Source organism: Amycolatopsis rubida (genome assembly GCF_900115345.1).
GTDB classification, from domain to species: domain Bacteria; phylum Actinomycetota; class Actinomycetes; order Mycobacteriales; family Pseudonocardiaceae; genus Amycolatopsis; species Amycolatopsis rubida.
Window position 1 is genome coordinate 443,878 of the sequence record NZ_FOWC01000001.1, and the last position, 11,263, is coordinate 455,140.

General features: G+C 69.2%; 14 protein-coding genes. 7 read left to right on the forward strand and 7 right to left on the reverse strand.

All coding sequences use genetic code 11. The features are described from left to right. Positions 1-1,045 precede the first annotated feature (1,045 nt). From BM362_RS02240 to BM362_RS48655, 7 genes are all read right to left on the reverse strand, one after another. A complete protein-coding gene (locus BM362_RS02240) occupies positions 1,046-3,349 on the reverse strand; it encodes a tetratricopeptide repeat protein (protein WP_093572041.1) in 2,304 nt (767 codons plus the stop codon). Positions 3,350-4,058: 709 nt separating this feature from the next. After that, positions 4,059-4,625, reverse strand: a complete 567-nt coding sequence (locus BM362_RS02245) for a DUF6624 domain-containing protein (RefSeq protein ID WP_208865089.1) — start codon at positions 4,623-4,625, stop codon at positions 4,059-4,061. Then, a complete protein-coding gene (locus BM362_RS02250) occupies positions 4,622-4,912 on the reverse strand; it encodes a hypothetical protein (RefSeq protein WP_093572042.1) in 291 nt (96 codons plus the stop codon). The genes BM362_RS02245 and BM362_RS02250 overlap by 4 nt, the downstream gene beginning before the upstream one ends. Next, positions 4,909-5,382, reverse strand: coding sequence for a hypothetical protein (locus BM362_RS02255; RefSeq protein WP_093572043.1), 474 nt, complete (start codon positions 5,380-5,382; stop codon positions 4,909-4,911). The genes BM362_RS02250 and BM362_RS02255 overlap by 4 nt, the downstream gene beginning before the upstream one ends. A 20-nt stretch (positions 5,383-5,402) precedes the next feature. Further along, complete coding sequence (locus BM362_RS02260) at positions 5,403-5,957, reverse strand: hypothetical protein (protein ID WP_143132354.1); 555 nt, start codon at positions 5,955-5,957, stop codon at positions 5,403-5,405. After that, positions 5,954-6,247, reverse strand: coding sequence for a hypothetical protein (locus BM362_RS46740; RefSeq protein ID WP_143132355.1), 294 nt, complete (start codon positions 6,245-6,247; stop codon positions 5,954-5,956). The genes BM362_RS02260 and BM362_RS46740 overlap by 4 nt, the downstream gene beginning before the upstream one ends. A 436-nt stretch (positions 6,248-6,683) precedes the next feature. Next, positions 6,684-7,013, reverse strand: a complete 330-nt coding sequence (locus BM362_RS48655; RefSeq protein ID WP_244287017.1) for a hypothetical protein — start codon at positions 7,011-7,013, stop codon at positions 6,684-6,686. A gap of 628 nt (positions 7,014-7,641) precedes the next feature. Between BM362_RS48655 and BM362_RS50190 the strand changes: the two genes are divergently transcribed. From BM362_RS50190 to BM362_RS02295, 7 genes are all read left to right on the forward strand, one after another. Continuing rightward, positions 7,642-8,202 carry a helix-turn-helix domain-containing protein gene (locus BM362_RS50190; RefSeq protein ID WP_342029773.1) on the forward strand — a complete coding sequence of 187 codons (561 nt, stop codon included), beginning with the start codon at positions 7,642-7,644 and terminating at the stop codon, positions 8,200-8,202. Next, on the forward strand, positions 8,118-8,495 hold the full coding sequence (locus BM362_RS50195) for a DUF5753 domain-containing protein (protein WP_342029774.1): 378 nt from the start codon (positions 8,118-8,120) through the stop codon (positions 8,493-8,495). The genes BM362_RS50190 and BM362_RS50195 overlap by 85 nt, the downstream gene beginning before the upstream one ends. Positions 8,496-8,529: 34 nt before the next feature. Beyond that, positions 8,530-8,763 carry a DUF397 domain-containing protein gene (locus tag BM362_RS02275; RefSeq protein ID WP_093572045.1) on the forward strand — a complete coding sequence of 78 codons (234 nt, stop codon included), beginning with the start codon at positions 8,530-8,532 and terminating at the stop codon, positions 8,761-8,763. A gap of 95 nt (positions 8,764-8,858) precedes the next feature. Then, entirely contained in the window at positions 8,859-9,086 is a 228-nt protein-coding gene (locus BM362_RS02280) for a hypothetical protein (RefSeq protein WP_143132356.1), read from the forward strand. Then, positions 9,083-9,694 carry a hypothetical protein gene (locus BM362_RS02285; RefSeq protein ID WP_093572047.1) on the forward strand — a complete coding sequence of 204 codons (612 nt, stop codon included), beginning with the start codon at positions 9,083-9,085 and terminating at the stop codon, positions 9,692-9,694. Before BM362_RS02280 ends, BM362_RS02285 begins: the two co-directional genes overlap by 4 nt. Beyond that, positions 9,688-10,356 (forward strand): HAD family hydrolase, encoded by a 669-nt coding sequence (locus BM362_RS02290; protein WP_093572048.1) that lies wholly within the window; start codon positions 9,688-9,690, stop codon positions 10,354-10,356. The genes BM362_RS02285 and BM362_RS02290 overlap by 7 nt, the downstream gene beginning before the upstream one ends. After that, positions 10,344-11,204: an SAM-dependent methyltransferase gene (locus BM362_RS02295; RefSeq protein WP_244287018.1), complete on the forward strand. Its 861-nt coding sequence runs from the start codon at positions 10,344-10,346 to the stop codon at positions 11,202-11,204. The genes BM362_RS02290 and BM362_RS02295 overlap by 13 nt, the downstream gene beginning before the upstream one ends. Positions 11,205-11,263 lie beyond the last annotated feature (59 nt).

Sequence of the window (11,263 nt, forward strand, 5' to 3'; positions counted from 1 at the left end):
GGGTTCGGCGTCGGCCGTTCCCGTGGCCTGTTCGGGGCGTGGACCGGGAACGGCCGCGTGGGCGTTTCCCTGCGCGGTGCTCACGTCGGCGACCGGTTCGGCACGGGCCGGGTCGCTGGCGTTGCCGGACGTGGGTGAATCGGGTGAGGAGTTCGGCGACCGGCTGCCGCGCGACGCAGTGGCCGCACCAGACGTACCGGGGAATGGATTGCGGGCCCTCGACGAGTTCGGCAGCGCGCGTGGGAGCAGAGGAGAAGGAAGCGCGCCATCGGCGTGCTCCGTCCGAGACGGCGGGGGCGTGAGGGCTGAAGTGGCGGTGCGGGGGACGCGAAGGCTGGGTTCCTGGCGAGCCCCCGAACCGACCGGCCCGGGTGCCGCCCGGCTCCCGGAGTCGGTTGCCGCTGACCGTTTACCGGCGATGGCCCGTAGAGCGACTCGACGGCCCTGTCCGTCGCCAAAACGGGCCACGAGGCAGCTGCCGAAATTGTGAAACCCCCATGGATGTCCAGACGAGACAACGCACGCCGGAAGGCGGCTACGCGCGAATTTCTATTCCGGCAGCTGAATGCGGTCACACTGTGGAAATGGAGACTGTGGACTGTCGACGTTTCCCCTGCGATGAGGCACGCGGACATAATGCCGGGCGCCGGGGTGACACCTAGGGGGAGGAATGTCGCCCCGACCAGTGAAGCCGCGCGGGGCACCATCGATCCCCCGACCGGTTCGATGGTTCCGTGAGGTGGCTCGGCTCGCATGACTCCACAGTGGAACAACGAGAGCCCGCCGGGCGCGATCGTCCGAGGACAATCTTGTGCTTTTTCTGTGCTCGACTTGTGCTCGTTTTGTCCAGATGGAAACCATTGTCATCTGGTTTGAAGAATGGCGGCCCGGGGTGCCGAACTCGGCATGTCTCGTTATGCCATACCTGTGCGCGGATCAGCGTAGCGGCATACGCGCACGTTGCGACAGTGGGCTCCGGGCGTGTCACACCGGAGCCCACTGTCGCGGAGACAGAGGAACGTGGCGGCCCTCGATTGTTTCCTCGCTAGGCGCAGGGCTCGTCGCGAACGCCGAGGCAGACGTTGATCGTGGCAATCTGGGCCTGGATGTCGAGGGCGCGCGGGTCTTGCAGTGATTCGAGGATCGCGCCCGCCGCGCGATAGGAGGCGCGTGCACCGTCGGTGTCGCCGAGCGCGGCCAGCGCCTCGGCGCGGGCGACGAGCGTCTCGGCTTCGCCCCAGCGTTCGCGGCCGATTCGGCGCACGGCCAGGGCGGCGTCGAAATGGGTCAGCGCGGCGCGCGTGTGCTGCTGCTGGAGCAGCACCAGGCCGAGCTGGTGGTGGGCCAGGCTGGCGACGGGCTGCTTCGGCGCGATTGCCAGGGCTCGGGCGAGCGCGTCCTCGGCGAGGGCTCGGGCGTCGTCGGTGTTGCCCAGGTTCTGGTTGGTTCCCGACAGCATGGCGCGGACGACGGCGACGCCGAGGTCGAGTCCGACGCGCGCGAACAGGGCTTCGGCCAGTTCGTAGGCGGCTTTGGCGTCGTCGTGGCGGTCGAGCGCGGTGTAGGCGGCGGCCATGCCGAACTCGCTCCAGGCACGGGCGCGGTCGTCGCCCAGCTCGGTTTGCAGCTCGATCGCGCGCCGCAGGTGCTCGATGCCTTCCGCTGCGCGTCCGAGTTCGTGCAGGACCCAGCCCACGCTCTGGGTGCAGCGAGCGATGCCATGGGCGCTCTTCAGGGCCTGCGCGGCGGCGAGCCCTTCGGTGCTGGCGGTGAGCCAGGTACTCCAGTTCTTCGTCAGGTAGAAGTAGGGCAGGAAGAGCGCGGGCAGCATCCAGGCGGCGTCTCCCGCGCCGCGGGATCGGGGGTGCCGGGCGAGTTCGATCGCGGTGGTGGCTTCGGTTTCGCACCAGGCCAGCGCGCCGTGGTAGTCCCCGGCAGCGAACGGCACGGCGACGCCGGTATCGGTGTCGAATTCGACATCGAGGACGAGCCCGGAGCCTGCCCAGTTCGGGGCCAGCGAGTTGCTGGCCGCCCATGCGGTCGCCACGTACCGGCGCAGGAGCCGGTCGTGGGCTCGTTCCAGCTCGCTGAGGGGTTCTTCGACCACAGCACGCTGGTAGGCGTAGGCGCGCAGGAGGTGATTCATCCGCAGGCGTCCGGCGCCCACGGGTGCCGCTTCGAGCAGGTGCGCGTGACGCAGCACGTCGAGCGTGTCGCGAACGGCATCCGGGCTGAGACCGGACTGGGCCGCGACCGCCTCGGCGCTGATGAAGGACGCGGGGATGATGCCGGCCAGCCGGAACACCCGCCGCTCGCCCAGCGAGAGCGCGAGGTAGGACAGGTCGATGACGCCGTGGATGTTCACCGTGGGATCCGACGAGGTGAACACGTCCAGTCGCCGTTTCTCGCTGGCGAGCTGGTCGGCCAGGTCCTGCAGTGAGTCGTGCGGGTGCTGATGGATGCGTTCGGCGGCGACGAGTACCGCCATCGGCAGTCGCCCGCAGCGGTGCACGATCGCCTCGGCCGCCTCGTGCTCGACGCCGACGCGGGCCTCGCCCACCCGCGCGCGCAGCAGGGTCAGGGCTTCCTCCGTCGACAGGGGTGGCAGGTCGATGTGCAGGCCGCCGCTGTGCAGCAGCAGCGAGGGCTGGTGCTCGCGGCTGGTCAGCACGATCATGCTGCCCGCGCCGGGCAGCAGGTGCCGCACCTGGTCGTAGCTGGCGATGTTGTCCAGCACGACCACGGCGGGCCGCTGTGCCAGCAGTGAGCGGTACCGCGCGGCGCGTTCGTCGATGGTGCCCCGCAGCGCGTCGGTACCGGCATCGAGGGCGTGCAGGAAGCCGTCCAGGACTTCCCCCGGCTCAACGGCGCTGCCCGGAGCCAGTCCGCGCATGTCGGCGAACAGGCAACCGCCGCTGAAGCGCTCCTGGACCCGCGCGGCCCAGTGCAGCGCCAGCGAGGTCTTGCCGACCCAGAAGCCGCCCTCGATGACAGCGGTGACGGCGGCTCCCGGCCGGGTCTGGGTGATCAGGGCGGTGTCGAGCTGGTGCAGATAGGACTCGCGGCCGACGAAGTCCGCGGCGGCCGGCGGCAGCTGCATCGGCCGTGCGAGCGGACGGCGGGCATCGTCCTGGTCGCGCGCGAGCTGTTCCAGCTCGCCCTCGGCGCGCAGCGCGCGGTCGACCTCGGCGACCAGCGCGGGCGCGAGAGGCCGCGCGCCGTGCAGCATCTTCGACAGGTAGCTCGCGCTGTAGTTGGTTCGCGCCGCGATATCCCCGATCGTCATCCCCCGCCGACGGCGCAACCGGTGCACCGCCTCGGCAAAACTGTTGATAGACCTCAATGTCACTATCTCCCCCTGGATCGACGACGCCAGATCGGCCGCCGTGGCGGTGTAGAAGCGTCCCGGCTCGTCGCAGACGGAGCCGCAGGCTTGTGGGGGCCGGATCGGACGTCCGCATCACCAATGAGCGACGACCGCGACAGCCGAGATTCGTTTGACCCGCGCCGACACGCGGAGTGACCGACTGATCAGTGACAGCCCGTCATTGCCCAACGGCCTGATCGGACGCCTCGCCACTGTCGCGCTGCAGAACCGCATGACAGCCACCAGCCACAGCAGTCGGGAGATTTCCCAGTTCATCCGGTCTCGAACCGCAAGACCGCTCCCCGGCGGAGGAGATCACCCGATCTTTCCTGGACACCTGGATCTTCCGGCCTGATGCAACGACCAGGTAACCGATGACCCCTTTTGGGCTAATTGTGACACGTGGTGTTACTCGGCGCGGCTAAGTAGTCCTGCTTATGGGTTACCGAGTGTTATGGCGCTTGCGCCTCCTGAGTACGCGGGTACGGAGCCGGGGTCGGAAACAGCAGCGCCACCGTCTCCACAGCGCATTCCGGGCAGATTCGCAGGTTCGCGGGGCGAAGCCGACTCAGAGAATCAAGCACGAGCTGGCCGTCGTGCAGGTGCCGGGTGCACACGGAGACGTCAGTGCCGGGCAGGGCAGTGTGGGCACGATCGCGGTGGTAGCGGCTCACACCCCATCGCACGGTGGTCATCGGAAACCTCCACTGGTTGCGGCGGCGATCTCGTCGAAGCTGGAGTACGCGGCCTCGATCGCGGAGTCCGGCAAGGGGTCGAGCCCGATATCGGCGCGCGCGAGGTTGACCTCAGCCGGACGGTGCAGCGGGTAGAGCCGGCCGGCCGCCTCGGCGCCGAGCCGTAACCGCTGGGTGCCGTAGCGCTGCGGGCGGCCCTGATCGGTCGCGACCCGATCGGACAGAAACGCCAGATCACGGGCGGCGGCGTCGCGGTTCTTCACCGCGGCGCGCAACTTCGGCAGCCAGCAGGCCCGGTACGGCGCGGGCGCGTGCTGGGCCAGCACCCACGCGGCGTGCGCGCCGTCGGCCCCGACGGCGCGGCGGCCGGGCCAGCCGTGTACCGCCACGATGGGCGCGAACCAGCGCACGTTGTCCTCGTCGACGCGGTGAACGGCTGCCCACTGCTCCGGCGCGGGAGCCACGGGGTCAAGCTCGGCGCGAGCGCGCTGATCGGCGGCGGCACGCTCGACCAGCTCTCCGCGCAGCGCGGCCAGCTCCGGGTCGACGCTCGCTCGGTTCATGGGTGTCCTCCTGCCAGCGCCGCCGATCCGGACGGGGTCAGCGTGAGCGGCCGATCAGCGTCGGAGGCGAGATGGCCGGAGGCGAGCAGGTCCGCACATGCCTCCGCGATCCACTCAGGCACCGCCCGGCCCCCATCGGCGAACAGCTCGCCGCCGTGACGACGGAGCGCTCCGCGCGCGGCCCGGCGCAACGCCCACCAGGACGCGGGGTCGATCCCGGTGCCATCTGCGCGGCTGCGCATCCCGGTGGCGGGTTCGGCGGTGTCGAACGAGGTTGCGGGCGTCATGGCTTCTCCGATCGCACGGATGGCCCCGAGGTGGCCAGCGCGCGGGTGGTGGCCAGCAGCGCGGCTTGCGCGGGCAGATCCGCTCGGGTGGGCCAGTCGACCCAATGCCATAAGTCCAGTGCCTCGGTCTCCGGCGACGGCAGCACCACCAGGGCGTTGTCGCCGACGACGCTGACGCCCATCGGGACCAGCGCGGCCATGTGCTCCAGCGTCGCGCTGCCCGGGCCGCTCAGGAACGTCCACCGCTGCTCGCCGGGATGCGCCAGCGCCGGGGCGGGCATGGCCCGCACCCGCAGGCTGGGCGCGACCTTCCGGCCCAGCGCGGCGGGCATCGTGACCGCGCCGAGCAACCCGCCCAGGCGCAGAACGATCCGGTTGTCGTCAACCAGCTGAGCAGACAGCCCGCAGGTGGCCCAGTAGTACTCGCACCACCGCGCTGCGGTGTCCCCGGCCGATGCCGGGGGTGCCATACAGGTAACGGACATGCCCATCAGTCCCTTCGTGTTCCGGTGTTCAGCGCTGCTCGCGCGTGGGCGTGGTCGGGCAAGGACCAGCCGGTGTCGTCCGGGCTGATCCGCCAGCGCGAGATCCAGGACGGCACCCGGCTCGGCGGCAGCAGCAGGCATCCCTCGCGTACCGATCGCGGAGGTCGACCCGCTCGAGCCCGCCGGTCGGAGGCGTGGTCGACGATCAGGTGCCAGCGCGGGCCCGGCCTGACCAAGATCGGCCCGAGGCACCCGGCGTCCCGCAGGACCGCTTCGGTCCGGCCATCACCAGGACCGAGATCGAGCACTCCCACCGCACCGGGTCGCAGAAGAATCGGCCATGGCCGATCCGTCCACGCCTCGAACACCTCATCCTCGGACAGGGGCCCGGCCCGGCACACCAGGTCGGCTTCCCCGGACAGAGACCGGCCGTCAGAGGCGTCCGCCCCGGAGTGCGGAACCCGCGCACCGGGGCAGATGAGCCAGCCGTGCGCGGCGTACTCGATCGCGGCGCAGCGCATCTCCGTCAGCTCGCCCGCTGGATACGGATGCGTGCTCAACACCGTCCATCACCCGCCTCCGACGGTGACGCGGGCACCTCGTCCGCGGGCGACGATCCATTCCTCGCCACTGTCGGGGTGAACCAGTCATGGAACTCCCCCAGCGTGCGACGCGGCTCGTCGGTGTCCCAGCGGTCGAGACCGTCGAGCACCTCCTCGAACAACACGGCGCGCTCGCAAACCTCGACGTCTGGCGGTGAGAGAGCGGACTCGGCGGCGGACTCTGTCGACGAACCCGGGCTGGGCAGCGGCTCGGGCATGCGAGCTTCGTCGAAGGCGTGCCGGCTCACGAGGGCGCCTTTCCCCGCGCGACCTGTTCCAGCAACGCGACGACCGCGCTGCATGGTGGCAGAAGCTGGTTCCGCCTGGGTGGCACCACCCAGTCGCCGTCTCCTGGTCCTTTCCTTGCCCCTCCGTAGATCTTCCTCGGTAGTGAGAGCTGTGAACCTTCCGGCAGCAGCCGCACGTTGGCTCGCACCAACGATTCCGGTAACGCGAAATCGGCCCGCCGATGCGGTGCGGTTAGTACTGCCCACCGTCCGGGCCCGCGCCGCAGGACAGGGCCCCGAAGGCAGCCCGCCGTCAACTCGGCCACCACGGGCCGCGCCAGCTCTACCGGTACGTCTACGACATCAACGGCCTGCCCCACGGTCACCGCACGGCCCCCTGCGCTATGCGACGATCCCCGGTGAAGCCGGCGGGTCACTACTTCATGGGCTCCGACCATCACGCGGCCTCCGATATGGCCACGGGTGTCGACGTCAGCGCGTGACGACCGCTGGGCTCGCCTTCGTCGTCTTCACCGAGAACGACCTGAACCCGACTTGCAGTCATCGCCGAGTGCCGTCCAGCTGGTACCTCGCGATGCGGCGTGGGCGCAGCGCCGGGATGACTTCGAGGTGCGGGCACCCGCTCCCGGCCTGGCTCGCTAAGCCGCGCGTGGACTTCGATCGCCTCACGCAGCGCCGCGCGCAGCCGTCCGCTGGCCAGCGGATCGAACACCGCAGCGCCGGGCTGGTCGAGCGTGATCTGGGGGCCGCGTTCGTCGACCGACACCCGGACGTGCCCCCGGCGGCCGTGCTCGTCCCGGCACGGGACCGTCCATGCCTGCCGGTCCCGCTGCCATCCCAACCTCGCAAGCAGGGTGAGCAGGGGGATTGCGCGCGTTCGTCGTTTCATGGCGCCTCCTTTCGGGGTTGCTCGGCTTGTGTCGTCATGCGGCGTGTTTCCGGCGAGTGCGGAGGTGGAAGGGGCTGCGTGGCTGGGCGACGGTCTCGACATCTTGGGAGGCGGAAGGATGGAGCCCGGTCGGCGTCGGCGCCTCGGGGTTCGGGACCGGTGGTTGCTCCGCTCGGCAGCGGCGCACGCGCCGCCGCTCGGCGGCGTACCACCACCCGGCACCGGCTCCGGCCACGCAGCCCACGAGAAGGAGCGCCCCTACGGCCATCCCGGCGATTGGCGGCCCCGCTGAAGTGTCAGCGAGGCTCAACTGTGTGGGGGAGGACATAGCCACCTCTACGGCGATGCTAACTTTAATAGTCGCCACTGGAAGCTCCCTCTGTCCTGGGTGTTTGCCGGGACACCCATCGACTATAATTTGAATATGAAAGTTAGATAGTCCGCCAATTGGGTGGCATGATGGGCGCCCTCGGTGGCTGCGAGTGTGATCCGGTAAGGAGATGGCGTGACTCAGCATCAGCAGCTGCCACCTGCGGTCATGAAGATCGTGCTCGGCGCCGAACTGGAACGGCAGCGTCTCCGAGCAGAGGTCACCCAGGAGCAGTCAGCGCAACGATTGCGCTGCGGGCAGTCCAAGATCGCCCACATCGAGGGCGGCAGCGGCATCAAGGCGATGGAGCTCGACGCGCTGCTCGACCTCTACGGCGCCGATGACAACGACACGGCCTATGCGCGGGCGTTGCAGGCGGAGAGCAACCGGCGCACGAAGCGCGGCGCGTTCAGCACCCGGTTCAAGCAGCAAATGCGGCTGCTGGTGGACATGGAACCTAGCTGCAACGAGCTCTTGTCACATCAGGCTATGGTGATCCCCGGCCTCCTTCAGACCGAGGACTACATGCGTGCCCAGTTCCGCGCGTGGCGCCCCTCGCCCACCCAGGCGACATCGATCGCGACACGGCGAACCGGCTCGGGCGGCAGCGGGTGCTCGACAACACCGGCCAGAAGTTCTGGTTCATCATCGACGAGGCGGCGCTACGGCGGACACCGATCAGCCCCGAGGCGATGAAACCCCAGATCACGCACTTGGTCGAGGTGATCGACCGGCCCAACGTCGAGCTGCAGATCGTCCCGTTCGACATCGGCTACTACATGGGGCAGAGCCATGACTACACCGTGTTCCAATATGAGGCGGATCCGCAGGTCAGCATCGTCTACCTTGAGAAGCATGACGGCGGCGAGTACGTCGAAGGAGCCAAGAAGACCGCCCGCTACCTCGACCTGTTCGACCAGCAGAAAGCCGCGGCCATCGGGCAGGAGCGGGCGCGGCGCTTCCTGCTCGACTTCGCTGCCAGCTTGTAGCCGCGCAAGACCACCGGAAGGCATCTCCCCAGCCATGGACATCCAGAACGGCAACAAGGCGCACCTCGACACGGACTTCCGCGAGTGGGTCAAGTCGCCCCTGAGTAATCCCAACGGCAACCAATGCGTCGAACTCTCTTTCACCAGCAACGCGGTCGGCATGCGCGACAGCCAGAACCCGGACGGTGCGGTTCCGGTCATGGCCGAGCGGACCGCCGAGGATGTCAGCGGCGAGTCCACCGCCCCGCCTCTTCCCGGCACCGGCTGAGCACAACGGACGCTCGCAGTCGCGTTCGTGCGAAGGCATCTCGAAAGAAGGAAGGATCGGTTCGTATGTCACACCAACAACCAGCACGCGGCACCGTGGACTGCACGACGTTCAGAGGTCGCGACTGCGCGGAAGTGTTCGCAGGCGCAGCCGAATGGCTGGCTGCCCCGCTGCAGGCTGAGATTCAAGTGTGGGGCGTCGATCTCGACCAGCCCCGCCGCATCGATCGCGGGGCCGACGCCGCGGATGCGGACGTGTATCTCGAGCTGTTTTACCAGCGCTCCGGAAGCGAAGGCTCGGGTGCGCAGGAGTTCGCCGGATGACCGCGGCGACTTTCCCGGGCCGTGTCGTGGAACGAGTCGCGTTGTTCGGGGCGCTCGCCAGCGCGTTCCACGGCCTGCATTTGTGGGCGGATTCCTGGCTCCAGCGGCCGAAAGATGCTGTCCTCAAAGGACTTCACGGCGACGATCTGGTGTATCCGAGCGACGGCGCACCCGCGACCGAAGTCTCGCGCGAGGACGAGACTCCGGTGCCGGCCCGCGTTGTCGGGCGCCGCGCGGCCACTGGGCACGTGCTCACCTACGCGGCAGGGCAACTGGCCGTCACCGAGGTCGTCGCGCGCACCCTCGGCCTGCGTCTGCCGTGGCGCGCCCGGCTGGCCGGTGCGGCGATCAACTTCGGGACGCACTGGATCATCGACCGACGTCGTTTTCTGCTGTGGCTGGCGAAACAGGTCAACAGCAAGGACACCTACATCGCGTACGCCACTGTGGTGCGCAAACCCGGCGCGGAACCGGATGCCGCGGGGCCGGGCACGGCGCTCTACGACCTCGACCAGGGTCTCCACAAACTGCTGATGGTCCTCGCGGCGGCGGTGATGGCCCGCCTCGCCGTGCCCGCGCTCCGTCGAAGGCGAGGTGCGGCGTGCTGATCACTTCCGGCGTAGGCGGCACTCTCGGCTCGTTCCACGGGCCCGGGACGGCAGACGTGCTGCGGGAGATCGCCTTGGCCCCGGACGACGCAGCCGAGATCGACCGCAACATCCTGCACGTCGTTCCCGAGCTGACTGACGAGGTCGCCGAGCTGGTGCGGGAGCGGTTGCTGATCAGCATCTCCGACTGGCCGCTGATCTGGCCTACCGGTGGTTTCACGGCCTTCCCCGGCACGCTGACCGCTCTGGAACGTGTGGCGGTCCTGGCTCCGGTGGTGGCGTTGTCGAACGTCTCCTGCATTTCAGGCCCCGCCAGGATGGGCGACTTGCGCGATCAGTGCGGGCAGTTCCTCGCCGGGGTCTGCACCAGCTATCAGCTGCAGGCACGGAAACCCCAGCCGCGCTGCTGGGCCGCTGTTGCCGCCGAGCACCGGATTCCGGTCGGCGACATCGTGCACCTCGGCGACCGGGTGCTCGAAGACGTCCGGGGCTCGCTCGCGGCCGGGTGCCGCGCGGCCGTGCTGGTCGACACCCGCAATGTCGACGTGCCCGCAGACATTCGGGATGACCCGCGAGTGACCGTCGTACGTGACCTCGCCGACGCCGCCGACCGTCTGGCCGAGCTGGCGGCGGCATCGGCGCCCTGGAGATGCTCGCTGTGAGTGACTCGCTTAACCCGCCGCCGGGGGTCAACCCGAACCAGGCGAGCGCTGCCCGCGTGTACGACTATCTGCTGGGCGGCAAGGACAGTTACAAGATCGACCGGCAGGTCGCCAAGGACGCCGCCCTGGTGTTGCCGGATGTCGTGGAGGCCGCGCGGGTCAGCCGGCACGCCCTGTCGCGGGTCTGCCGGTTCCTCGCGGAGCGGGCGGGCGTCCGTCAGTTCGTCGACTGCGGGTGCGGCTTGCCGTGCAGGGACAACGTGCACCAGATCGTGCAGCGCGCGGATCCCACTGCCAAGGTCGTCTACGTCGACTACGACCCGGTGGTGGCGGTCCACGTCCGCGCACGGCTTCTCGACAACGAGTTCACCGAATTCGTCCGAGCGGATCTCTTCGACCCGCCGAGTGTTCTGGGCCATCCGACGGTCACCGGGCACCTCGACTGGACTCAGCCGATCGCGGTGCTGTTCATGCTGGCTCTGCACCACCACTACGAGGGCGATCGCGACCTTCCGTCGAAGGTCACGAAGGAGTTCATCGACCGGCTCCCGTCCGGGTCGTACGTGGCGATCTCGCACCTGCTCGACGCCCGCGACGGCTCCGAAGCCGACGCCGCCGTGCGGGACCTGGTCGAGTCGGTCCGTCACGGCCCGATGGGGGACGTCGTGGCGCGCACCCGCGGCGAGATCGAGGAGCTGTTCCACGGACTGGAGCTGATCCCGAGCGGGCCGGACACGCGCGCGGGCATCGTGCCGGTGATCGACTGGTGGCCCGACGGCCCGCCGCTGGACGACCCCGCCGCCGTCGCGCACCGCATCGTCGGGGTCGGCGTGGGCCGCAAACCCTGACAGCGAGTTCTCCGATGTCCGTCGGGCCGGTCCCATTCGCAAGGAAATCCGCTGTGCCG